The 23547-nt window shown below is 69.5% G+C and carries 26 protein-coding genes; 17 read left to right on the top strand and 9 right to left on the bottom strand.

What is annotated here, in order from left to right; genetic code table 11:
- The first annotated feature begins 45 nt into the window (after positions 1–45).
- Both GD1_RS16300 and GD1_RS16295 read left to right on the top strand, forming a co-directional pair.
- Complete coding sequence (locus GD1_RS16300) at positions 46–480, top strand: DUF350 domain-containing protein (RefSeq protein ID WP_059038271.1); 435 nt, start codon at positions 46–48, stop codon at positions 478–480.
- A gap of 115 nt (positions 481–595) precedes the next feature.
- Positions 596–1054: an SRPBCC family protein gene (locus GD1_RS16295; RefSeq protein ID WP_059038270.1), complete on the top strand. Its 459-nt coding sequence runs from the start codon at positions 596–598 to the stop codon at positions 1052–1054.
- Positions 1055–1365: 311 nt separating this feature from the next.
- Here the strand turns inward: GD1_RS16295 and GD1_RS16290 are convergent, their stop codons facing one another.
- Entirely contained in the window at positions 1366–2163 is a 798-nt protein-coding gene (locus GD1_RS16290; protein WP_059038268.1) for an HAD-IIA family hydrolase, read from the bottom strand.
- 41 nt (positions 2164–2204) lie between these two features.
- Between GD1_RS16290 and moeA the strand changes: the two genes are divergently transcribed.
- From moeA to GD1_RS16270, 4 genes are all read left to right on the top strand, one after another.
- Positions 2205–3458, top strand: a complete 1254-nt coding sequence (gene moeA, locus GD1_RS16285) for a molybdopterin molybdotransferase MoeA (RefSeq protein ID WP_059038292.1) — start codon at positions 2205–2207, stop codon at positions 3456–3458.
- Between the two features lie 125 nt (positions 3459–3583).
- Positions 3584–4306 (top strand): phosphatidylserine decarboxylase, encoded by a 723-nt coding sequence (locus GD1_RS16280; RefSeq protein ID WP_020793708.1) that lies wholly within the window; start codon positions 3584–3586, stop codon positions 4304–4306.
- A gap of 2 nt (positions 4307–4308) precedes the next feature.
- Positions 4309–5343, top strand: a complete 1035-nt coding sequence (locus GD1_RS16275; protein ID WP_053777136.1) for a CDP-alcohol phosphatidyltransferase family protein — start codon at positions 4309–4311, stop codon at positions 5341–5343.
- Positions 5340–7625 carry an AAA family ATPase gene (locus tag GD1_RS16270; protein ID WP_059038266.1) on the top strand — a complete coding sequence of 762 codons (2286 nt, stop codon included), beginning with the start codon at positions 5340–5342 and terminating at the stop codon, positions 7623–7625. Before GD1_RS16275 ends, GD1_RS16270 begins: the two co-directional genes overlap by 4 nt.
- Before the next feature lie 50 nt (positions 7626–7675).
- On the opposite strand, the gene GD1_RS16265 is transcribed toward GD1_RS16270, so the two are convergent.
- Positions 7676–8326 (bottom strand): hypothetical protein, encoded by a 651-nt coding sequence (locus GD1_RS16265; protein WP_244882808.1) that lies wholly within the window; start codon positions 8324–8326, stop codon positions 7676–7678.
- A 161-nt stretch (positions 8327–8487) separates the two neighbouring features.
- Positions 8488–8895, bottom strand: coding sequence for a hypothetical protein (locus tag GD1_RS16260; protein ID WP_020794374.1), 408 nt, complete (start codon positions 8893–8895; stop codon positions 8488–8490).
- Between the two features lie 135 nt (positions 8896–9030).
- On the opposite strand from GD1_RS16260, the gene GD1_RS16255 reads away from it, so the two are divergent.
- The 6 genes from GD1_RS16255 to mnhG are packed head-to-tail and all read left to right on the top strand — an operon-like array spanning position 9031 to position 15571.
- Entirely contained in the window at positions 9031–11949 is a 2919-nt protein-coding gene (locus tag GD1_RS16255; protein ID WP_059038264.1) for a Na+/H+ antiporter subunit A, read from the top strand.
- Positions 11949–12584 carry a Na(+)/H(+) antiporter subunit C gene (locus GD1_RS16250; protein ID WP_059038262.1) on the top strand — a complete coding sequence of 212 codons (636 nt, stop codon included), beginning with the start codon at positions 11949–11951 and terminating at the stop codon, positions 12582–12584. Before GD1_RS16255 ends, GD1_RS16250 begins: the two co-directional genes overlap by 1 nt.
- A complete protein-coding gene (locus GD1_RS16245; RefSeq protein WP_053777139.1) occupies positions 12581–14188 on the top strand; it encodes a Na+/H+ antiporter subunit D in 1608 nt (535 codons plus the stop codon). The genes GD1_RS16250 and GD1_RS16245 overlap by 4 nt, the downstream gene beginning before the upstream one ends.
- The gene (locus GD1_RS16240) at positions 14185–14976 is read left to right on the top strand and encodes a Na+/H+ antiporter subunit E (protein ID WP_059038260.1); all 792 of its coding nucleotides are present in this window, start codon (positions 14185–14187) and stop codon (positions 14974–14976) included. Before GD1_RS16245 ends, GD1_RS16240 begins: the two co-directional genes overlap by 4 nt.
- Positions 14973–15236, top strand: a complete 264-nt coding sequence (locus GD1_RS16235; RefSeq protein WP_020793731.1) for a monovalent cation/H+ antiporter complex subunit F — start codon at positions 14973–14975, stop codon at positions 15234–15236. Before GD1_RS16240 ends, GD1_RS16235 begins: the two co-directional genes overlap by 4 nt.
- Positions 15233–15571: a monovalent cation/H(+) antiporter subunit G gene (gene mnhG, locus GD1_RS16230; protein ID WP_053777140.1), complete on the top strand. Its 339-nt coding sequence runs from the start codon at positions 15233–15235 to the stop codon at positions 15569–15571. The genes GD1_RS16235 and mnhG overlap by 4 nt, the downstream gene beginning before the upstream one ends.
- Before the next feature lie 36 nt (positions 15572–15607).
- On the opposite strand, the gene GD1_RS16225 is transcribed toward mnhG, so the two are convergent.
- The 4 genes from GD1_RS16225 to napA all read right to left on the bottom strand — a co-directional run bounded on the left by GD1_RS16225 (position 15608) and on the right by napA (position 18397).
- Positions 15608–16741 carry a glutamate--cysteine ligase gene (locus GD1_RS16225; protein ID WP_059038258.1) on the bottom strand — a complete coding sequence of 378 codons (1134 nt, stop codon included), beginning with the start codon at positions 16739–16741 and terminating at the stop codon, positions 15608–15610.
- Between the two features lie 42 nt (positions 16742–16783).
- Positions 16784–17398, bottom strand: coding sequence for a superoxide dismutase family protein (locus GD1_RS16220; RefSeq protein WP_059038256.1), 615 nt, complete (start codon positions 17396–17398; stop codon positions 16784–16786).
- A 67-nt stretch (positions 17399–17465) separates the two neighbouring features.
- Complete coding sequence (locus GD1_RS16215) at positions 17466–17954, bottom strand: LytR C-terminal domain-containing protein (protein WP_053777142.1); 489 nt, start codon at positions 17952–17954, stop codon at positions 17466–17468.
- Between the two features lie 83 nt (positions 17955–18037).
- The gene (gene napA, locus GD1_RS16210; RefSeq protein ID WP_053777143.1) at positions 18038–18397 is read right to left on the bottom strand and encodes a nucleoid-associated protein NapA; all 360 of its coding nucleotides are present in this window, start codon (positions 18395–18397) and stop codon (positions 18038–18040) included.
- Between the two features lie 276 nt (positions 18398–18673).
- On the opposite strand from napA, the gene GD1_RS16205 reads away from it, so the two are divergent.
- The 5 genes from GD1_RS16205 (at position 18674) to GD1_RS16185 (ending at position 22150) form a co-directional block, all read left to right on the top strand.
- Positions 18674–19498 carry an esterase/lipase family protein gene (locus tag GD1_RS16205; protein WP_020794067.1) on the top strand — a complete coding sequence of 275 codons (825 nt, stop codon included), beginning with the start codon at positions 18674–18676 and terminating at the stop codon, positions 19496–19498.
- A gap of 10 nt (positions 19499–19508) precedes the next feature.
- Complete coding sequence (locus GD1_RS16200) at positions 19509–20129, top strand: peptide deformylase (protein ID WP_059038254.1); 621 nt, start codon at positions 19509–19511, stop codon at positions 20127–20129.
- Positions 20130–20226: 97 nt separating this feature from the next.
- A complete protein-coding gene (locus GD1_RS16195; RefSeq protein ID WP_059038252.1) occupies positions 20227–21081 on the top strand; it encodes a GNAT family N-acetyltransferase, cg3035/Rv0428c family in 855 nt (284 codons plus the stop codon).
- Positions 21078–21635 carry a guanyl-specific ribonuclease gene (locus tag GD1_RS16190; protein WP_059038251.1) on the top strand — a complete coding sequence of 186 codons (558 nt, stop codon included), beginning with the start codon at positions 21078–21080 and terminating at the stop codon, positions 21633–21635. The genes GD1_RS16195 and GD1_RS16190 overlap by 4 nt, the downstream gene beginning before the upstream one ends.
- Positions 21632–22150 carry a barstar family protein gene (locus GD1_RS16185; RefSeq protein ID WP_059038249.1) on the top strand — a complete coding sequence of 173 codons (519 nt, stop codon included), beginning with the start codon at positions 21632–21634 and terminating at the stop codon, positions 22148–22150. The genes GD1_RS16190 and GD1_RS16185 overlap by 4 nt, the downstream gene beginning before the upstream one ends.
- Position 22151: 1 nt before the next feature.
- Here GD1_RS16185 and GD1_RS16180 read toward each other — a convergent pair whose 3' ends face one another.
- Together GD1_RS16180 and GD1_RS25045 are read right to left on the bottom strand one after the other, a co-directional pair.
- Positions 22152–23141 carry an ABC transporter substrate-binding protein gene (locus GD1_RS16180; RefSeq protein ID WP_174519063.1) on the bottom strand — a complete coding sequence of 330 codons (990 nt, stop codon included), beginning with the start codon at positions 23139–23141 and terminating at the stop codon, positions 22152–22154.
- Positions 23138–23547, bottom strand: a 410-nt coding sequence (locus tag GD1_RS25045) for an MTB12 C-terminal domain-containing protein (protein ID WP_500683570.1), incomplete at its 5' end; no start/stop codon positions are given. The genes GD1_RS16180 and GD1_RS25045, both read right to left, overlap by 4 nt.

Genomic DNA, 23547 nt, shown 5'->3' with positions numbered 1-23547 from the left:
GGACCACCACGGGACGACCGGCCCGAACGACCACAGGAGGCTCGAGTGGAGATCGTGCGCGACAACCTGGCGGCCGGTGCGTCGTACTCGCTGGTGGGAATCGCCTTGCTGGTGATCGGTTTCGTGGCACTGGATCTGGTGACACCGGGCCGGCTGCGGCAGTTGGTGTGGGCCGAGCAGAACCGCAATGCCGTGCTGCTCACCGCGTCGATGGTGATCGGCCTGGTGCTGGTGATGATGGCCGGCGTGATCGACGGTGCGGGACTGGAACTCTGGCGGGGTCTGGTCTACACGATCGTCTACGTCGTCGTCGCGATCGCGGTGATGATGTGGTCGTTCGTGCTGATCGACTGGCTCACCCCCGGCAAGCTCGGCACATTGCTGCTCGAGGAGAACGACGACGCCCACCCGGCCGGATGGATCACCGCGACGGTGTTCGTCGGCATCGGCGCGATCATCGCCGCCGCCGTACTCGTCTGAGCGCAGACCGATCCAGCCTTATTGACGGACAGACAATAAGCCTCTAGGGTTCACCTGTGGCCGACGACACAGTCGGCCCTGTTGTGTATGTGCACCTACCCGGAGGGGGAACGACGTGGCCGCGCCGCTCATCGAGGCATCCATCGACATCGACGCAACACCGGCACAGGTGTGGTCGGTGATCTCCGATCTCAAGCGCATGGGCGAGTGGAGCCCGCAGTGCAAGAAGATGATCATCCGCGGCCCGATCACCTTGGGCACCAAGACGATCAACATCAACCAGCGTGGTCCGCTGGTGTGGCCGACCACCTCCAAGGTGGTGCGCTTCACCCCCAACGAGGAGATCGGTTTCCGCGTCGCGGAGAACCGCACGGTGTGGAGTTACACCATCACCCCCACCGACTCGGGTGTCACCGTGACCGAACGCCGCGAGGTGCCGGGCGGGTCGACGACGAAGATCTCGGCCCTGCTGGTCGACAAGATGATGGGTGGCACCGAGAACTTCGAGGCCGAACTCAAGCTCGGGATGGCCGAGACCCTCGGCAAGATCAAGAAGGCCGCCGAGCGCAACTGATCGGCGCGCACGAAGCCGTCGGCGTCGAAGACCTCGACCGGATGAGTCGACGTCGGCGGCAACGCCCGATCACCAAGCAACACACGACGATCGGGCCGACGAGAACACACGGCGTTCGATCCGGCGAGAACATACGATGATTGAGCCGACGAGGAGCGCAGCGACAAGTCGAGTCGAAATCTCCGCCGGCCGAACTCGATACCGCCACCACCTCCGACGCGCCCACCACCCGACGCCGGCTGCGTGAACTGGTCGATCTCGTCAACAGCCGTTGCGCGACAACATCGTTGCCGTGTCAGCCGCGTGGGAGATCAGCCGTCGATCTTCGCCAGCAGTGCGGGCAGATCCGCGATCGAGTCGATGACGTGGTCGGGCACCGGCCCGAACTCGTCGCGTTGCAACGCCGTCAGAGCTTCCTGCCGGAACTTGCCGGTCCGCACCAGCACGCCGATCAGCGCCGCCGCCTGTGCGCCGAGCACGTCGTTGTGCATGTCGTCGCCCACCATCACGACCTGTGTCGGGTCGAGGTTCATCAGGTCCACCGCGGCCCGGAACCCCAGCGGGGACGGTTTGCCGATGGCGCGGATCTTGCGTCCGGTGGCCTTTTCCAGCCCCTCGAGGTAGACGCCGGTGTCGATCGAGAGCCCCTGCGCCGTCGACCATGTCATCGACCGGTGCATGGCGATCACCGGCACCCCGGCCAGCTGCAGTTCCAGCACCGTCGACAGCGCCTTGTGGGTGAACACCGGACCGGCACCGCCGAGCACCACCACCTGTGCCTGCGCCGGGTCGTCGGTGAGCGGCACCCCGGTCATGTCCTCGGCGATCGGTCCCTCGTTGAGCACCCACACCCGTTTGCCGGCGTGGTGGCGGGCGAGGTATTCGGCGGTGAGTTTGGCGGCGGTGAGGATCTCGTCGGGTGCGACGTCGAAGCCGCACTCGACGAGTGCGGCGGCGATCTCTCCACGCGACCGGGATGTGGTGTTGGTGAGGAACATCCGTGGATATCCCCGCTCGGCGAGTGTCGCCACCGCCTCGAGGGCACCCGGCAGCGCCTTCCACGAGGTGACCATCACCCCATCGATATCCAGCAGCAGTCCCAGGCTCATAGGGCGAATCTAGTCCCAACCGCAATGGCATGCTGGGCGTCATGCGTTCCGTGGCCGAGCATCAGCAGACCATCGCGGCATTGTTCGCCGCACCCGACCCCGTCCGCCTTGCGGTGGCCGACGCCCACGGGTCGGGACTCCTCGACCACGTCGTCGCACCGATCTCGTTGCCGGGCTTCGACAATTCGGCGATGGACGGGTTCGCGGTGCGAGCGGCCGACCTCGCCGGTGCCACCCCCGACGCCCCGGTGCGCCTGCCGGTGGCCGCCGACATCCCGGCCGGCCGGACCGATGCCGTGGCCCTCGCCCCGGGCACCGCCCACCGGATCATGACCGGCGCCCCGCTGCCCGACGGCGCCGACGCGGTGGTCCCGGTGGAGGACACCGACGCCTCGTTCGCGCCCGGCGCCGATTCCGTGTCATCGGGGACGGTCAGCTTCCACGCGGCCCCCACCGCGGGCAGACACATCCGCCGCGCCGGCTCCGACATCACCGCGGGCGAGGTGGCACTCGCCGCGGGTGCCACGCTCGGCGCCCCCCAGATCGGTCTGCTCGCCGCGCTCGGGATCGCCGAGGTGAACGTCGCGCGCCGGCTGCGGGTGGTGGTGCTGTCCACCGGTTCCGAGCTCGTGGCGGCCGGCACCCCGCTGCAGCACGGACAGATCTACGAGTCCAACGGCGCCATGCTGGCCGCGGCCGCACGCGAGGCCGGTGCCCTCGGCCGGCACGAGCATTTCGTGCCCGACGACGTGCCGCAGTTCCTGGCGAAGCTCGACGCCACCGCGGGGGACGCGGACCTGATCATCACCTCCGGCGGGGTCAGCGCCGGCGCATTCGAGGTGGTCAAGGAGGCCCTCACCGACCCGGCCGACACCGGTCACGCCGTCGAGTTCGTCAAGGTCGCGATGCAGCCCGGCATGCCGCAGGGCGCCGGGGTGCTCCTCACGCCGGTCGGCCGACGGGTACCGATCATCACCCTGCCCGGCAATCCGGTCAGTTCGCTGGTGTCGTTCGAGGTGTTCATCCGCCCCGCCCTGCGGACCGCGATGGCCCTGCCCGACGGCCGACGACGCGTCACCGCACGACTCACCGCCGACCTGCGGTCCCCGGTGAACAAACGCCAGTTCATGCGCGGGGTGATCACCGAGACCCCCGACGGGGCCCAGGTGGTGCCGATCGGCCCGCCGGGCAGCCACCACCTGCGGTTCCTCGCCGAGGCGAATGCACTGATCGACGTCCCGGTGGAGGTCACCGCGGTGGCCGCGGGCGAGTCCGTCGACGTGATCGTGCTCTGACGCCGCACCTGCGACCGACCTGTCGGCACCCCACCCGCGGACCGGTGGAGCGCGCCGCACCGGGCGCTCTAAGCTGGACGGACCGCGCCGGTCTCGGCGCGGTCACACCAGCGAGAGGATGAGCCGTGGCGAGGCGCCCGCGACCGGACGCACCAGACGGTCTGTCACCCGCACACCTGGTCGAGCTGGTTCGCGAGACCGTCCCACCGGTCCATCCGGCCGGTCTTCCGTTCGTCGCCGCGGCGTCGGCGGTGGCCGTCGCCGGGCGTCGTCATCGGTGGATCTCGGTTCCCGCGGCACTCACGGCCGGCGCATGTGCGGCGTTCTTCCGGCACCCCGACCGGGTACCGCCCACCGAGACCGACGCCGTGGTGGCGGCCGCCGACGGCCAGGTCTGCCTGGTCGACGAGGCCGTTCCGCCGGCCGAGTCGGGTCTCGGTCCCGACCCCCGGCCCCGCGTGTCGGTGTTCCTGTCCCTGTTCGACGTGCACGTGCAGCGGGTTCCCGTGGCCGGGACGGTCACCTCGGTGACCCACACCCCGGGCCGGTTCGTCTCCGCCGACCTGCCCGATGCGAGCGACGTCAACGAACGCACCACCATGACGATCCGCCCCGATCACGGCGGCGAGGACATCGCCGTCGTCCAGATCGCCGGACTGCTCGCCCGCCGCATCGTCTGCAATCCCGTCGTCGGCGACCACCTGACCCTCGGCGAGACCTACGGACTGATCCGATTCGGTTCACGCGTCGACGTCTACCTGCCCCCGGGCACCACACAGCAGGTCCGGATCGGGCAGCGGACCGTCGGCGCCGAGACCCTGCTCGCGAGCCTCGAACCGCAGGGCTGAACATGAACGCTCGTCCGGACCGCAAACCCGGGGCGGCGCGTACCCCCACCGCCCGGGTGGCCTCACGTACCGGCCGCCGTACCACCGCCGATCAGCAGTCGCGGATCCGGCGGCAGGCGTCGGCGTCGCGGATGTTCGTCCCGTCGGCACTCACCATCCTCGCCATCTGCGCGGGGATGACGGCGATCCGCTTCGCCGTCAACGGCAACGTGAACGCGGCGATGGCGCTGCTCGTGGCCGCCGCACTGCTCGACGGCATCGACGGGCGCGTGGCCCGGATGATGGGTGCGACCACCAAGATGGGCGCCGAGATCGACTCCCTGGCCGATGCGATCAACTTCGGCGTGGTGCCGGCGGGCATCGTGTACTTCGCCCTGCTCGACGGCTCCGACATCGGCTGGGGCATCGGGCTGATCTACTGCTGCGCCATCGTGCTGCGGCTGGCCCGGTTCAACACCCTGCTCGACGACGACGACGCCCCCGGCTACACCCGGGACTTCTTCGTCGGGGTGCCCGCACCGGCCGCCGCGATCTGTGCGCTGCTCCCGATCGGCCTGTACCAGCAGTTCGGCGACGGCTGGTGGACGTCGAACACCGCGATCGGGGCGTGGCTGCTGCTGGTGGCGCTCCTCGCGGTCAGCCGGGTCCCCACGTACTCGTTCAAGGCATCCAAGGTGTCGCCGCGGGCGCTGCCGGTGCTGCTGATCCTGGTCGCGATCGGGGCGGCACTGCTGCTGACCTACCCGTATGTGCTGATGATGATCCTGATCGGCCTGTACGCCGCGCACATCCCGTTCGCGTGGCGCAACCGCCGCTGGGTGGCCTCGCGTCCCGAGCACTGGGATGCCCCGCCGCGCGAACGCCGCGCCGAGCGGCGTGCACTCGCCCGCAGCCAGCCCGGCCGTCGGATCATCCCGGGCCGGCGGCAGACGATGAAGAAATCCGATGGCCGGCTGGGACTGCACCGGCCCACCGGCCGGCGCCCCCCGTCGACGTCCGGTGCGCCGACCGACAAGCCGGGAGATCCGACGACGTGACCGCGCAGCTGACGCTCACCGCCCGACTCAATCCGTCCGCCGCCGACGCCCGCCGCGGCATCGTCCGTGTCCACCGCGAGGTGCTCACCGCACTCGGACTGCGCGAGTGGGACGCGGTCAGCATCACCGGTGCACGGGTGACCGCGGCGGTGGCCGCCGCTGCCGCCGACGACGCCCCGACCGGCACGATCCTGCTCGACGACATCACCTTCTCCAATGCCGGTGTGCGGGAGAACGCGACCGTGGTGATCGCCCCGGTGCCGGTGCACGGTGCGAACCGGGTGATCGTCACCGGCTCGGCGCTGGCCACCCACGGCGCCGACCCCGCCACCCTGCGACGCGCACTGCTGGGCAAGGTGCTGTCGGTGGGCGATGCGGTGTCGCTGCTGCCCCGGGATCTGGGCCCCGAGCTCACCGCCGCCGAGGCCACCCGCACGCTGGCCCGGTCGGTGGGCATCACCTGGACCAACGAACTGCTCACGGTCTCGGCCACCGAGCCGGGCGGCCCGGTCAGTGTGCAACCCAACACCGCGGTGCTGTGGGCAACGGTGGGTGGTGACCCCGTCGGCACCGGGTCCGACGGAGCATCGGCGGGCGCACCGCTGACGACACCCTCGGCCTCGGCCTCGGCGGCCACTCAGACGACACCGCCTGCCGCCCAATCGGTCCCGGGATCACCGCAGGGGTCCGAACCACCGCGCCCGGTGGCCGAACTGGTGGGCGTCGACGCACAGGTCGCCCGGCTCACCGAATGGCTGACCATCACCCTCGACGAGCCCGAGGTACTCCGAACCCTCGGCGCCACACCGCATCTCGGTGTGATCCTGACCGGACCGGCCGGGGTCGGCAAGACGACGGTGGTGCGGTCGGTGGTCGCAGGTCGCCCACTCGCCGTCGTCGACGGACCGACAGTCGGTGCCACCGAGGCGAATTCGCGGTTGCGTGCGGTCACCGACGCCATCGGTACCCTGTCCGGCGGCGGCGTCCTGCTGATCACCGACATCGACGCCCTGCTGCCCGACGAGCCCGAACCGGTGTCCACCCTGATCCTGGACGCACTGCGTACCGCACTGGCCGCGCACGACGCCCAGCGGCCGACGATCGCACTGGTTGCGACGAGCTCCGAGCCGGCGAACATCGATGCGCGCCTTCGTGATCCGGATCTGTGTGACCGCGAGCTGACGATCGGCCTGCCCGATGCTGCGGTCCGCGCCAAACTGCTCGCGGCGATCCTCCGCGGAGTACCGACCGACGGCGACCTCGACCTGTCGACGGTGGCCGCCCGCACCCCCGGCTTCGTCGCCGGCGATCTCGCGGCGCTGGCCCGAGAGGCGGCGCTGCGGGCCGCGGCCCGGTACACCCGCACCGACAGCCCCGACCGGCCGGCACCGACCCTGTCCGACGCCGACCTGCAGGGCGCACTCGAGGTGATCCGGCCGGTGTCACGGGCCGAATCCCCCGAGGTGGCACTGGGTTCGATCACCCTCGACGACGTCGGCGACATGGTGGAGACCAAGCAGGCACTCACCGAGGCGGTGCTGTGGCCGTTGCAGCATCCCGACACCTTCGCCCGGCTCGGGGTGGACCCGCCGCGCGGGGTGCTGTTGTTCGGTCCGCCCGGCTGCGGGAAGACCTTCGTGGTGCGGGCGCTCGCGGCGTCGGGCCGGCTGTCGGTGCACACCGTCAAGGGTGCCGAACTGATGGACAAGTGGGTGGGCGCCTCCGAGCGGGCGGTACGCGACCTATTCTCTCGCGCAAGGGAATCCGCGCCGTCGTTGATCTTCCTCGACGAGGTGGACGCACTCGCCCCGCGGCGCGGGCAGTCCACCGACTCCGGGGTCACCGACCGCGTGGTCGCGGCATTGCTGACCGAACTCGACGGTGTGGAACCCCTGCAGGACGTGGTGGTGCTCGGTGCCACCAACCGGCCCGACCTGATCGACCCGGCACTGCTGCGGCCGGGACGGCTCGAACGCCTGGTGTTCGTGCCGCCGCCGGACGAGGCAGCGCGCGGCGACATCCTGCGGACATCGGGCAAGTCGGTGCCCCTCGCCGACGACATCGACCTCGACGACCTCGCCGCCGATCTCGACGGCTACTCCGCCGCGGACTGCTCGGCGTTGCTGCGGGAGTCGGCACTGGCGGCGATGCGCCGCAACATCGACGCCGCGACGGTCACCGCCGACGACATCGCCGACGCCCGCACCCGGGTCCGGCCGTCACTGGATCCCGACCAGGTGGAGAACCTCCGGGCCTACGCCGAACGACGACTCGACCAGTAGCCGCCTCCGGCAGGCTCCGGGTCCACCGCGAGACCCGGAGCGTGCCGGACTCAGCTGGTCTGGGTCTGACCGTCGGACTGCGACGGGGTGGTGGTCGGGGCCTGCCCGTTCTGGCCCTGTCCGTTCTGGCCCTGTCCGTTCTGGCCCTGCCCGTTCTGGCCCTGCCCGTTCTGGCCCTGCCCGGGCATCTGGCCGTTGGCGGTCCCCGGCATCTGACCGTTACCGGGCATCTGGCCCATGCCACCGCCGGGCATCTGACCGTTCATCCCGCCGCCGGGCATCTGGCCGTTGCCGCCCCCGCCGAACGGGGACTGCTGGGTGGTCTGCGACGACCCGGAGTCACCGACCACATAGCCGGCACCGAAGCCGAGCAGACCGAACCCGACGGCGAGTCCGATGCCGCCGGCGATGATCGCGTTCTTGGTCTTGTCCGGCAGACCCGGGCCCGGCTGCGCCGGTTCGGCCGGCGCCACCGGCACCTGACCGGTCGGGCCGCTCGGCGTGATCGGGCCGCTCGGCGTGATCGGGTCGGTCGGGGCGGTCGGGGTGATCGGGGCGGTCGGGTCGGTCGGGGGAACCCCGGCTGCGCCGACGGTCATCGGGGCGGGAGCGGGCGCGCCGGGCAGTGGCGTGGTCGCGGCGTCGGCCGCCCCGGAGGGCTGGTTCGACGGATCGGGCGTCGTGGTGTCGGACACCGACATGTCACTCTCGCTTTCGGGAGGAGGAAATCATCTCCGCCCACGGTGCCCACCGGCACTGGGCCCCGTCTGCCCGAACACTGTGAGTCCCCTGTGAACGCCCCGGCGCGTGCGCCGCGGCCATCACCTGCCACCGGGCGCCGGTCATGCCACCGGGAGCGCGATCAGCCGGTGCTCACCTGATAGAACAGCGACGTCGGGCCGCCGGCCGCCACCGGCGACACCCCGACGGTCACCCAATAGGTGCGCTGATCCTTGGTCGACGACAGCCGGACGACGGTCTGCCCGCCCGCGGTGTCACGCCCGTTCTCCTGGTAGCCGTCGTCGGTGAGCTTGCGCACAGCACCGTCGAGCGGGTTACCCGCGTTCGCCGGTGCCTGCACGGTGAGTGTCCACTGATCGCCACTACCCGCCGATGCGATGATCTGCCCGTCGACCAGCGGAACCTGTTCGGCCGGAAAGTCCGCGGGCAGCCCGGCCCGACGATCGTCGCCACCGGACGAACAGCCTGCCAGCAGGACCGTCACGACGAGTGCGGTGAGCAGTGCTCCCAGCCTGACGAACCGAGTCATGGCAGCAACGGTAAGGTAAATGCGCCGGGCCTCACCAGTGACACTCCACCGGGGCATCTCACAGAGGTGACGCAACCGAGTGACACCGGGGTCCACATCACCCCGCCCAACCGAGTAGAGACGGAGTGCTCCCTCTTGATCGCTGTGCTGACTGCACTCGCAGTGTGTGCACTGATCGCGCCGGGAGTGATCAGGGTCCTCGGCACCCGCGGGTTCTACGTCCTGGCGCTGGCCCCGCTCGGCGGGCTGATCTGGGTCCTGTCGCATTGGCCCGGTTCCGACCGCGCACCCGCGATGCAGACCATCACCTGGGTTCCGTCCCTGCACATGGACATCGTCATGCGGATGGACACCCTCTCGGCCATCCTGTCGGTGCTCATCCTCGGCGTGGGCACCCTGGTGCTCTGCTACTGCGCGCACTACTTCGACGACGCCCGCCCCCGCGTCCAGGTGTTCGGCGGCGAGATGGTGGCCTTCGCCGCCGCCATGTTCGGCCTCGTGACCAGCGACAACATGCTGGTCCTCTACATCTTCTGGGAGCTGACGACGGTCCTGTCGTTCATGCTCGTCGGCTTCTACCGGATTCGTGCCACCGCCCGCCGCTCGGCCACCCAGGCCCTGCTGGTCACCACCTTCGGCGGTCTGGCGATGCTCGTCGGCATCATCATGCTGGGCGAACGCACCGGCAGTTACCTGCTCAGCGACCTGGTCGCGAATCCGCCGTCGGCCGGTGTCTACGTCGACATCGCGGTGGTGCTGCTGCTGATCGGCGCCCTGAGCAAATCGGCGATCGTCCCCTTCCACTTCTGGCTGCCGGGCGCGATGGCCGCCCCGACCCCGGTCAGCGCCTACCTGCACGCCGCAGCGATGGTGAAGGCCGGCGTGTACCTCGTCGCCCGCCTCGCCCCGGCGTTCGCACCCCTGCTGAGCTGGCAGGTCCTGGTGATCGGGCTGGGTTCGGTGACCATGGTGCTCGGCGGCTGGCGCTCGCTGCGAGAACTCGACCTCAAGCTGATCCTCGCGTTCGGCACGGTCTCGCAGCTCGGTTTCATGACGGTGCTGGTCGGGATGGGCGATGCCAACGTGGCGATGGCCGGCCTGACCATGCTGGTCGCGCACGCCCTGTTCAAGGCGTCGCTGTTCATGGTGGTCGGCATCATCGACCACGCGACCGGTACCCGCGACATCCGTAAACTCGCCCGCCTGGGCCACCGTCTGCCGGTGCTGGCGGTCACCGCCGCCGTCGCCGGGGCGAGTATGGCCGGACTGCCGTTCACCTTCGGTTTCGTCGGCAAGGAGACCGCCTTCGGGTCGGTGTGGGAGACCGGGTCGTTGCAGCCGTGGCAGCGCGACACCGTCGACATCGTGCTGCTGATCGGCTCGATCATCACCTTCGCCTACACCTGCCGGTTCCTGTGGGGTGCGTTCGGACGCAAGCTGCGACCCCTGCCCAGCCGGGCGGTCGCCAAGATGCATCCGCCCACCCCGATGTTCCTGTTCTCCCCGATCCTGCTGGCCGCCCTCGGTGTGGTGTCCGGGTTCATCAGCGGATGGATCGGACACTGGTTCGAGCCCTACGCCGAGACCCTGCCCGACTACGGGCACGAGCTCGAGCACCTGGCCATGTGGCACGGCTGGGGTCTGCCGGTCTACTTCTCGATCGTCGTCATCGTCGGCGGCACCGTACTGTTCCTGGTGGTCCGGGCGCTGCGCGAGCGGATCTTCTCGTTCAAGCCGCTGATCAACGCCGACCGGATCTACGACGCCACCCTGCGCGGCGCCGACACCCTGTCGCTGATGATGACCCGCAACACCCAGCGCGGATCGCTGCCGGTGACGCAGGGCATCATCCTGTGCACGGCGATCATCCTGCCGACGACGATGCTGTTCCTCGGCTCCCGCGACCGCCTGGAGGCGAGCGGCTTCGAGTCGGCCACGCAGGCCGTGATCGCCGGCATCATGGCGGCGGCCGCCCTGGCCACGGTGGTCCTGCGCAACCGGCTGGCCGCCACCCTCACCGTCGGCATCACCGGCTACGGCTGCGGCGCCCTGTTCGCGCTGTACGGCGCCCCCGACCTCGCCCTCACCCAGTTCCTGGTGGAGACCCTGACCCTGGTGATCTTCGTGCTGGTGCTGCGCAAGCTGCCCGCCGAACCCGAACCCCGGCACGCCACCGCGTTCAAACCGCTGCGCGCCCTGATCGGTCTCGCCTTCGGTGTCTCGATCGTGCTCATCGGACTGTTCGCCGCGGCCGCCCGGACCGGCCAACCGGTCAGCATCGACCTGCCCGCCGCGGCCTACGACTTCGGTCACGGCGCCAACGCCGTCAACGTCCTGCTCGTCGACATCCGCGCCTGGGACACCCTGGGCGAGGTGTCGGTGCTGATCGTCGCCGCCACCGGCGTCGCATCCATGGTGTTCCGCAACCGGCGCTTCGGTGCCGCCCCGCGGGTCGCCGACGCCACCCGCCTCTACGGGCCCAACCACGACGATGACGACGATCCGATCCCGCCGGACCGCACCACCTGGCTGCTGGGTAGCGAGTTCCGCGACCCACGGCACCGGTCGATGGTGCTCGAGGCCACCACCCGGCTGATCTTCCCGACCATGGTCGTGTTGTCGGTGTACTTCTTCTACGCCGGTCACAACTCGCCCGGCGGCGGTTTCGCCGGCGGCCTGACCATGGGGCTGGCGCTGGTGCTGCGCTATCTGGCCGGCGGCCGCTACGAACTCGGCGAGGCACTGCCGGTGGAACCGGGCACCTTCCTCGGCGCAGGCCTGCTGATCTCCGCCTCCACCGCCGTGGCCTCCATGTTCCTCGGCGCCCCCGCGCTCTCGTCGGCGGTCTTCGAGATCACCGTGCCGGTGCTGGGCCACATCAAGCTGGTCACCGCGCTGTTCTTCGACCTGGGCATCTACCTGATCGTGATCGGTCTGGTGCTCGACGTCCTGCGCAGCCTCGGCGCACGCCTGGACGTCGAGGGACCCGACGCCCCCGAGGCCGGCAGCACCGTCGCCGAGGCCGTGGCCGCACGACGGGCAGGTGATCGCTGATGAGTATCAACCTCGGACTGCTCGTGGTGATCGCCGTGCTGATCGCGGCCGGCGCCTACCTGCTGATGGAACGCAGCCTGGTGCGGATGCTGCTCGGCCTGCTGGTCGCCGGCAACGGCATCAACCTGCTGATCCTGGTGATCTCCGGCGGGATGGGCAATCCTCCGATCAAAGGGCGGGACTCGGCCGGCCGCGCCACCGACGCCGACCCCCTCGCCCAGGCGATGGTGCTCACCGCGATCGTGATCACGATGGGTGTCGCGGCCTTCGTGTTGTCGCTGGTCTACCGCCTGTTCGTGCTCAACCGTGACGACGACGACGTCGAGGACGACCTCGAGGACGTCAAGATCCTCACCGGCTCGCTGCACACCGCCCCCGACCGCGACCGCAGCGATGATCCACTGACCGGTGCCGACACCTCCGCGGGCGACCTGTTCGACGACGACGGCAACCCACTCACCCCGGAGGAGTACAGCAAGCTGCACCAGGACGTGATCGAAACCGACCTCATGCCCGAGGATGCCGACGTCGTCGACGAACTCGCAGACGGTGACGGCGACGACGGGACAGGGACAGGCGAGGACGGGACAGGCGGCCACGGCAGCGCCGATGACCCCGAGGAGGTGCGGTCATGACCCCGCAGACCTCATGGTTGCCGGTGCTGATCACGCTGCCGACCCTCGCGCCGCTGCTGGGCGCGGCCCTGACCCTGGTCCGCAGTCGCAGTGCGCTGTTGCAACGGGTCGTCACCGTCAGCGCCATCCTCATCGCCTTCGTCGCGTCGTGTCTGATGCTGTACCTGACCAACGAGCACGGCACCTATTCACTGGCCGTCGGCGGCTGGGGGGACAAAGGCTTCCCGAACGGTCCGCTCGGCATCACCCTGGTGGTCGACCCGCTCGCCGCGCTGATGCTGGTGGTGTCGTCGTTCGTGCTGCTCTGCGTGGTCATCTACGCGATCGGTCAGGGTATCCGCGACGGCAGTGACGACCAGCCGGTGTCGATCTTCCTGCCGACCTATCTGATCCTGTGTGCGGGAGTCTGCAACTCCTTCGTCGCCGGCGACCTGTTCAACCTGTTCGTGTCGTTCGAGGTCCTGCTCGCCGCGAGCTTCGTGCTGCTGACCCTCGGCGCCAGTGCCGACCGCGTACGCGCCGGAGCGTCGTACGTGATGGTGTCGATGCTGTCGTCGCTGATCTTCCTGGCCGGCATCGCCTTCGCCTACGCCACCACCGGAACCCTCAACCTCGCCGAGATGGCGTTGCGTCTGGACCACGTACCCGACGGCACCCGCAATGCGCTGTATGCGGTGCTCCTGGTGGCCTTCGGCATCAAGGCCGCGGTCTTCCCGCTGTCGACGTGGCTGCCCGACTCCTACCCCACCGCGCCCGCCCCGGTCACCGCGGTGTTCGCCGGCCTGCTCACCAAGGTCGGTGTGTACGCGATCATGCGCACCCACACCCTGCTGTTCCCGGGCGGGTCGATGGACCGCATCCTGATGATCGCGGGCCTGCTCACCATGCTGGTCGGCATCTTCGGTGCGATCGCCCAGTCCGACATCAAACGTCTGCTGTCGTTCACCCTGGTCAGCCACATCGGCTACATGGTGTTCGGCATCGCACTGTCGTCGGAGATCGGGATGAGTGCGGCGATCTACTACGTCGCCCACCACATCCTGGTGCAGACCACCCTGTTCCTGGTGGTGGGACTGATCGAACGGCAGGCCGGGTCGGCGTCGCTACGCCGCCTCGGCGGCCTGATCGCCAGCCCCGTGCTGGCGGCACTGTTCCTGCTCCCCGCCCTCAACCTGGGCGGCATCCCCCCGTTCTCCGGCTTCCTCGGGAAGGTCGCGCTGATCCAGGCGGGCACCGACAACGGTTCGGTCCTGGCGTGGCTGCTGGTCGGCGGATCGGTGGTCACCAGCCTGCTCACCCTGTACGTCGTCGCCCGCATCTGGACCAAGGGCTTCTGGCGTCCGCGCGCCGACGCCCCCGAGGGGGATCTCTCCGACAGCGCGCCGTCGGCCCTGATGGACGAGAGCGACGACATCGCCTTCGACGACCGCGAGGACGTCGGCCGGATGCCCGCCACCATGGTGCTGCCGACCGCGTTGATGGTCGCCGCGGGCATCGTCCTGACCATCTGGGCGGGCCCCATCTTCGGGTTCACCGACCGGGCCGCCACCACGATCATCGACCGCGACCACTACATCGGCGCGGTGCTGGGAGGTGATCGATGAGCGAGGCACGACCCCCGCGTCGGGAACCGGTACGTCCGGTCGGCAAGGGTCCGGTGAAGTCGGGCATCGTCAACGCCTGGCGCCTGACCGTGATCACCTTCGCGTGGACGACGGTCAGTGCCTGGGTGTGGGTGCACGAGCGCGTCCGTATCCCGAGCTGGCTCGGCTCGGACGGCCGCGAGGCCGCCGTCCGGTTGTGGACGATCGCCTGGCTGGCCTTCGTGTGGGTGCTGCTGTGGGGCACCGTGTCGTGGGCCAACGTGATCGCCGGGGTGGTGCTCGCGGTGGCCATCCTGGTGCTGCTGCCACTGCCCCGCGTACCCGTCGAGGGCCGCATCCGCCCGCTGTCGTTGCTGGTCCTGATCTCGCGGCTGGTGTTCGACTTCTTCGTCTCCAGCGCCCAGGTGGCCTGGGTCGCCGTGCGGCCCGGCCGCCCCCCGCTGGGCGCGGTGATGCGGGTGCGGGTGGCGATCAAGTCCGACATGGTGCTCACCCTGGCCGTCGACTACCTCAACCTGGTGCCGGGCACCATGGTGCTGGAGATCGATCACCGTCGCCGGATGCTGTACGTGCACGTCTTCGACGTCCGCTCGGACAAGAAGGTGCGGCAGTTCTACCGGCAGGTGGCCTTCGTCGAGCGCATGTTCATCAAGGCCTTCGAGCGCGACAGCGAATGGCATCCCAGCCCGTATCACGGCATCCACGACGACTACCACCAGGTCCCGCCGGCCGGCCGTACCGGCGCGGTGTCCGGTGAGCGCAGCGCACGCAGTCGGGGTGAGCGATGACCGTCGTGTGGTACATCGTCAGTGCCCTCCTGCTGATCGCCGCGATCCTGGTGACCGCCCGAATCCTGCTCGGCCCCACCACCCTGGACCGCCTCGTCGCCCTCGACGCACTGATCGCGGTCTGCATGTGCGGTCTGGCCGCGTGGGCCGCCTACAGTGGCGACACCACGGTGGTGCCGGGGATCGTGGCGCTCTCGTTGGTCAGCTTCGTCGGATCGGTGGCGGTCGCCCGATTCCGGGTCAGGGACGATCAGACATGAGCATCTCGGAGATCCTCAGCGCCGTGTTCCTGCTGCTGGGCGCCCTGATGGCATTCACCGCGGCGATCGGCATCGTGCGCTTCCCGGACACGTTGAGCCGGATGCACGCGGCCACCAAACCACAGACACTGGGCCTGCTGCTCACGCTGATCGGCGCCATGCTGAGCATCGGTGGCGGCCACGTCGACGTCGGCATGCTGGTCCTGGCCGGGATCTTCGCACTGATCACCGCGCCGGTGGTGGCACACCGCCTGGGCCGTCTGGTCTATCAGGAACAGCGGGCCCGCGACGGATTGATGGACCGCGAACAGATGGAACGCGGCGACCGCGACTAGCGGTTGCGATCACCCGGTCGGGGCGTTCGGCAGAACCTACCGGGTGAGTTCGCCGACCACGGCGGCCACCACCGCGCGCAGATCCTGGGTGCGCTGGTAGACCGCACGTTGCCGCTGGTAGCTGCCGCCGTGCGCGATGATGTCGCCGACGCGGGCGAGCTCGTCGAGACAGTTGAGGCCGGCGGCGATCGGCTCGAGCCTGCGCAGCAGGTCGGCGAGGTCGTCGGTGACCAGCCGCTCGTTGCACTCGGCGTCGAGGATCACGATCGCGTCCAGACCGTAGCGGGCGGCCCGCCACTTGTTCTCCTGGACCAGCCACGGCGCCATCTGCGGGAGTTCCTCCCCCGCCGACAGCCGACGATCGAGGTCGACGACCAGGCAGTGGATGAGCGCCACGATCGCCGACAGCTCGGCCAGGTTCGACATGCCGTCGCACACCCGCACCTCGATGGTGCCCAGATGCGGTGACGGCCGGATGTCCCACCGGATCTCGTTGAGGTGGTCGATGATCCCGGTGGTCTTCTGATCGGCGACGAAGGCCTCGAACTCGGCCCAGGTGGCGAAGTGGAAGGGCAGCCCCGCGGTGGGCAGCTGCTGGAACATCATCGCCCGGTTGCTGGCGTATCCGGTGTCGTCGCCGGTCCACATCGGCGACGACGCCGACAACGCGAGCAGATGCGGATAGTGGTTGAGCAGTGACGTCAGGATCGGGAAGACCTTGGCGCGGTCGTCGATCCCGACGTGCACGTGAACACCCCAGATGAGCATCTGACGACCCCACCACTGGGTGCGTTCGATCAGTTCGGCGTACCGGTGCCCCTCGGTGAGCAACTGAGTGGAGTACTCGGCGAACGGATGGGTGCCGGCACCGAACAGGTCGACGCCCAGGTCGCCGGTCACCGACCGGACCGCGTCGAGGGTGCGGGAGAGGTCGGCGATCGCCGTCGGGGTGTCCGGGCAGATCCCGGTCACCAGCTCGACGGTGTTGCGCAGCATCTCCTTGTGCACATGTCCGGCGAGGGCCGGGTGCCGGCGGCCGAACTCCACGAAGAGGTCGGCCGCCGAATTCGAGAGATCCCCGGTGGTGCGGTCGGTGAGGGCGAGTTCCCACTCCACACCGAGGGTCGGGGCTGGCGACCCACGGAACTCGATGGGGGTGATCACCGGCATCGGCCCGTCCTCACGTCGTCGGGGCTGACCGCTTGTCGCAGATCAGTGGTCCTCGGCCTCGATCACACCGCACGCCACGCGGGCCTCGGTGTCCGGGGCGGCGTCGTGGATGATCAGGGTGTGGCCGGTGACCTGTGCCAGGGTGACCGAGCTGGTCGAGGTGGTGGTGGCGCCGGAGCCGTCGGCGAGGATGCTCATCGACACCAGATCACCGGACTCGGGGGTGCCGGTGTGGCCGTCGACCTGCAGGTGACCGCCGGCCGACGCGAAGTCGTCGGCGGGGTTGCAGGTGGTGCCGGTGTGGATGTGCATGCCGTGCAGGCCCTCGGCCAGGCCGCTGCCGGAGTTGATCTTCACGACCACCGCGAGGCTCTCGCCGGTGGGGCTGAAGGTGGCCTCGCCGATCTCCTTGCCGGAGGTGGTCTTCAGCGTGGCGGCGGCGGTCTCACCGTGGCCGCTCTCGCCGATGCCGTCGGCGACGTCGAGCCCGGCGGTGGGTGCCGGGTTGCCGGTGATGACCGCCGGGGTGGTGCCCTTCTCGGTGGTGGTGGGCTCATCCGGGGTGCAGCCGGCCAGGGCCAATCCGATGGCACCGGCCGAGGCGAGCACCGCCAGCGCGCGCATGGTCTGCCGGCCTGATTTCGAACTGACGGTCATCTCGCTCCTCGAGGTGATGGGTTGGTGTTCATCCGGCCGGAATCCGGCGCGGGAGTCTTCGGGGTGTTCATCGGTTCACCACGACCACGGCGATCCCGCCCTGGCAGGGGGTGAACGAACTACCGAGGTTGTCGCGACTCTCGACGCTGGCGTCACCGCTGAGGGCGTCGGCGAGCTTCTGCGCCTCGTCCTTCTGGTCTGCCTCGGAGTAGATGATCGTGTTCTCGGAGAAGCCGCCCCGGGTGTAGTTGGACGGTTTCTGGGTGGTGAAACCCTTCTCCTTCAGCTGGTCGGCCACCTCACCGGCGAGACCGGAGATCTGGCCGGCGTTGATCACGCAGATCTTGGCATCACTCGCGGTGGTGGTCGTCGTCGGTGCCGCGCTGCTGGTGGTGGCCGGTGCGCTGGCCTGCGCCGCCTGCAGTGCGGCCTCCGGGTCGTTGCCCGAGGTGGCCGCCGAATGCCAGCCGAGTCCGATGAACACGATGGCCACGGCGAACAGCAGCATGGCGCCGGCCCGCAGTGGCAGTCGATTCGTGTCGCGATCAGCATTCATCATCGATGACCTTAGCCCACATCGGTGTGACCTCCTGGGCGGGAGCGCCCCGTCGGTCTCGACAGCGGTGGTCCCCGGCGGGGCTAGGTGATCTCGAACCCGAGTCGGCGGGCGGCGCGCGCCTTCTGCCGGGAGGCGCGCAGACGACGGAGCCGTTTGACCAACATGGGGTCGGCGGCGAGCGCCTCCGGCCGGTCGACGAGTGCGTTCAGGAGCTGGTAGTACCGGGTCGCCGACAACCCGAACAGTTCCTTGATCGCCTCTTCCTTGGCGCCGGCGTACTTCCACCACTGACGCTCGAAGGACAGGATGTCGTGCTCACGCCGTGACAGTCCGTCCGGCCCCACCTCGTGTGGATCGGCGTTCGCGGTGGTGTCGTTCGCAGTGGTGTCCGGTGCCGGCAGATCACCCTGCTTCTGGCTTCGCGCTGCTGCGCTGTCCATCACGCTCCCTCAAGATCGCCTCTGCAGCCCTCACACCACGAAATGTGGCGGCGGATACGCGCCGACAGGGATTGTCCGCCGGCCACTGCCCGCCCGAATCACAGTGGTGTGGTTCGTCAATATCTAACCACGCATCGGGCCCCGTACCCCGGTGTGACTCGCCCTGCGTATCGCGTGTTCCGGCGGCCCGGCCGACGTACCGCGGTCCGGCCCCTCGAGGATGATTTGTTAGCCTGCCCTCATCTAGGGGCGAGAACGCCCATCGGGGAGGAAGTCATGGGGAGATCATCCATCACCAGCAGGCCCGTCGGCATGCGGACAGCGCACTGTGTGGCGCTGATCGCAGGGCTGATCATCGCCCTGGCGGCGTCGGTGTCCGGCGCCACATCGGCCGGCGCCGCACCGAATGGCACACCCGGAGGTGAGCGGGTGGTGTTCGTCCTACCGGGGCAGCAGCTGCTGCCCGAACCGGCCCTGCTCGACGCCACCTACGGCCCGCTCGAGGACGCCCTGCGACGCGACGGCTACCGCGTCGAACGCCTCGACGACGTGCAGGGATTCGACGTCGCCGCCGACGCCGAGGTGATCGCGCGTGCAGTCCGCCCGGCGGCCCGGTCGGCATCCTTCGTCGGGCTGGTGTCCCACTCCGCCGGTGGACTCGGCGGCCGGTACTTCCTGAAGTTCCTCGGCGGCGCCGATCTGGTCGACGAGTACGTGGCGATCGGCGTCCCCCAGTACGGATCGCCGTCGGGGTGTTCCCAGCCGGTCGGCAAGGGCTATGACACCTGCACCGATTCACCCCTGATCAAGCGGCTCAACGAGGGGCCCGACGCCCCCGGTCCGACGCGGTACTCGGTGGTGCAGAGCGACGGCGAATGGGTCGACGGACGCCTCGACGGCACCGCACAGTGCCGGACATATGTTCCGGTGCCGTTGTCGGGCACCGGCTTCGACCACACCGTCGAACCGGCCACCCCGCAGATCGCCGACCCGGTGCGGGCGACGCTGCGCGGGCAGTGCCCCGGACAGGTGGTGACCGATCCCGTGGACGGCTTCACCTGGAAGCAGACGGTGTATCCCGACCTGAAGGCACCGAAGTAATCTGTCGGTCATGGCGATTCTCCCGATCTGCATCATCGGCGAGCCGGTGCTGCACCGTCCCACCGAACCCGTGCCGCTCGACGCGCAGGGCCGTCCGTCCGCCGAGACGGTCACCCTGCTCGACGACATGTACGAGACGATGGACGCGGCCAACGGTGTCGGCCTCGCGGCGAACCAGGTGGGCGTCGGTGCACGCATGTTCGTCTTCGACTGCCCGGACGGCGAGTCCCGGATGGCGGCGCGGCGGCGCGGCGAGGTGATCAACCCGGTGCTCGAGACCTCCGAGATCCCGGAGACCATGCCCGACCCGGACGACAACGACGAGGGCTGCCTGTCGGTGCCGGGCGAGCAGTTCCCCACCGGTCGTGCCGACTGGGCGCGGGTCACCGGCGTCGACCGTGACGGCGGCGAGGTGGTGATCGAGGGCCACGGGTTCTTCGCGCGGATGCTGCAGCACGAGGTGGGCCATCTCGACGGCTTCCTCTACGTCGACGTCCTCGTCGGCCGTAACGCCCGCGCGGCGAAGAAGGCGGTCAAGCGCAACGGCTGGGGCACTCCCGGCCTGACGTGGCTGCCGGGTGCGCAGGCCGACCCGTTCGGTCACGACGTCGAAGACGAAGACGACGACTGAGCGCCGACCGGACATCGACGGCCGCCGACTCCCGTGACGACCTACCGTGACCACCGACAACCCACGACCGCCGACAACCCATGACCGCTGAACACCCATGACCACAGAACCCATGTCGTCCGACCCGTTTCGGGGCGTGCCGGCCTTTCGGGGTGACCGGGTGGTGGTGCGGTATCTGCTCGGTGCCGCGGCACCGGCCGACTGGCGTCCGACGCCCAATCCCGCACCGGTCGGCGGGCCGACCCGGTCCGATGTCACCGGCTTCCTCGTCGACCGCGGCGACCCGGTCCGTCTCGAACGTGACGGCGTGATCGAGTCGATCCCGCGGTCGGCGATCACCTCGATCCGGCTGCTGTCGGCGGTTCCGTTGCGCAACAGCGAGATCCGCGCCCTCGAACAGGTGATGGCCACCGCCGGGGCGGGTCCGGAGCAGGAGTGGATCGGCGGATGGCTGGTGCGCGCCGACGGCCCCGACCCCTCGGCGGTACCGCTGGAGCGGTCCGTGCACGCCGACCCCGACACCCTGGCCGCGATCGAGGGCTTCTACACCGCACGCGGATTGCCGGTGCTGCTGTCGATTCCCGAGCGCCTGCTGCCGCGGCAGGTCGACGGCACCCCGGCCGGACCCGAGATCCACATCCTGACCTGCGATCTCCCCGGCTCCGGCGCGACCGCCACCCGGGGGATCGACCCCGACCCGGCGCCGGTTCACCACGATCATGGGGATGCGGTGGTGTGCACCGCCGCCGACGGCACCCGGTGGGCGGGGATCTCGGCGACCGACGACGCCACGCTCGCCGAGCGCATGGTGTGGGCCGCCGGACTCGGGGCGCAGCGTGCCTACGCCCGGCTCCCCGCCGATGACGTCGCCGCCGGAGATCTCTATCGGACAAGGGGTTTCACACTGCATCACCGCAGCAGACACCTCAGTCCGGCGGGGATGTCCCGGTGAACGCGGGCGCACCGACCCCGGCCCGACGCCGGCGCCAGGCACTGATCAGCGCGATCGGCCTGGTCGTCGTCGCGGTCGTCGTGGTGATCACCTGGCTGATCGACGGCCAGGGCACCGATCAGGATTCGGCGCACCGGGATTCGACGTCATCGCAGACCACCAGCGCTGCGGCATCGACATCTGCCACGACATCGACGTCGAAGGCGGCGGCCGCCAGGCCGGGGACGTCGCGCGCCACGAGCACTCGCCCCACCGCGGGCACCGCACCCGCCCATGTGATGCGCACGCTGGCGCTGATCGATGCCGGGCAATGGCCCGAGGCGGCGAACGCACCGGGCACCAAGGGCGGGGTCACCTTCCGCAACAGCGAGGGGCGACTTCCCCGGACCAGCGCGTCGGGTCAGCGGATCACCTATCAGGAGTGGGACGTCAATCCCAAACAGCAGGGACGGTCCCGCGACGCCGAGCGGATCGTGACCGGCAGCGACGGAACGGCGTGGTACACCGCCGACCACTATCAGACCTTCAACCGTATCCGGGGGCCGAACTCGTGACCGCTCAAGCGCTTTCCCTGACCGAGTTCCTGTCCTGCGGCGCGCTGCCGGGGCTCGCCGACCGGCGGATGTCGACCGACGACGCCATCGCCACCCTGCCGGCCTCGCTACCCGACGGCGTCGAGCTGCGGGTCACCGACGCCGCCCGATTACGTACGCGCAGGGCCCTGTTCACCGAGTTCGCCCGGATCTGGACCTTCCCCGACTACTTCGGCAACAACGCCGATGCCTTCGACGAGTGCATGCGCGATCTCGACGAGTTCGCCCGGGACGCCGGAAGGCCCACGCCGACGGGGTATCTGACGGTGATCACCGGGGCGCAGCGTCTGCTGACGTCGACGCAGGAGTTCGCCTGGTTCGCCGACTCGATCGCCTTCTACCGCGACCACTACCGCGACGTCGCCTCCCCGCCCGCACCGTTCGCCGTGCTGTTGACGGCACCGGAGGCCGCCCGGCCAGAGGTCGTCGACCGCTGGGGTTCGGTGGGTATGCCGCCCGTCTCCGTGTCGGTGTGAGCTATTCGCCGGCGGCGCGGGCCAGTGCCGGGCGCAGCTGGTCGAGTACGTAGACGGTGGCCCCGGGCGACGGTTCGTTGAGCCCGGTGACCGACATCTGCGTCATCTGGGTGACCGCATCGGACTTCACCGACCGCAGGTTCTTGTAGCCGGGCAGCCCCACCAGACGTTTACGCAGGCCCTCGTTCTCGGTGGCGATCACCAGCAGATCGGAGTCGAGCCAGCCGAGGTTCTCGACGCTGAGCGCGAAGCGCGGCTCACCGGTCGACTGTGCCTGCGCGATCACCCTGGGCGCCATCGAGAGTCCCAGTGAGCTGAACAGTTTTCCGGCGCCGTCGTTCGGATCGCCGAGCACCGAGAACTGATCGGAGCCGTACATGTAGGCGAACGAGTACGTCTTGCCCTGCAGACCCGGGTACTCCCGGGCGATGCCGGAGATCTTGTCGTCGACCCCGGCGATGATCTGCTGCGCCTTCTCCGGCTCGTGCAGGATGGTGCCCATCAGAGTGACCATGTCCTGCCACGGATCGACCTGCGACCCGCTGATCTTGTCGATGGTCGGGGCGATCTGGGAGAGCTTCTCGAATTCTCCGCTCATGGAGGCGAATCCGGGTGCGACGATGAGATCCGGGTCCAGCTTGGCCACATTCGCGACGATCTGGTCGTCGACGTGCAGAGCGGTGGAATCGGCCAGCTTGTTCCCGTACCAGGGCGGGGTCTGGTGGGTCAGGGTCTCGGTCGCGTCGTAGTAGCCGACCGGGGTCTTGTCGAAGGCGAGCAGCACATCGGTCCACTGACCGCCGAGGGTCACGATCCGTCGCGGCGTCTCGGGGACGGTCACCGACCGGCCGTCGGGCAGGATGATCTGCACCGAACCACCTACCGACTCGTCATCGGCCGGCGACGAACAGCCCACCGCGACAACCATCATCATCACCACGGCGACGACGAGCGGCAGCATCCGGCGCAGTCGCCACATCCGGCCGGTCATGCGACAGCGCACGGGATCGAGGCGTAGGCAGCGATGGTGCAGACGCTCTGGTTGCTCAGCCTCCATGCGCCGTCCATCCACACCCAGGACAGGTCTCGGTAGCGGGAACCGTTGCCCACCAACGACATCTGCAGCCTGGCGTTCATCGTGGTGCCACTGACGGAGACCGGACCGACCACCTGGTAGCTGAATCCGGAGTTCGGGTAGGCCGCCAGCAGTCTGGCCACCGTGTCCACGGTGGTCAACGCCCGGGCGCCGCCCTGCAACTCGGCGATCCGCGCAGAGCGCGAGGCACCGGTGTTCATGATCAGCTTGACCTTCGTGGTGAGCTGCGCCGGCGACAGCGCCACCGGTGCGGCCGCCTGGGCCGGGGCCTGGGTCGCGGGAGCCTGCGCTGCGGGGGCCT

The organism is Gordonia desulfuricans NBRC 100010 (assembly GCF_001485495.1).
GTDB classification, from domain to species: Bacteria; Actinomycetota; Actinomycetes; order Mycobacteriales; family Mycobacteriaceae; genus Gordonia; species Gordonia desulfuricans.
This window is presented reverse-complemented; position numbering and strand designations above follow the sequence as displayed.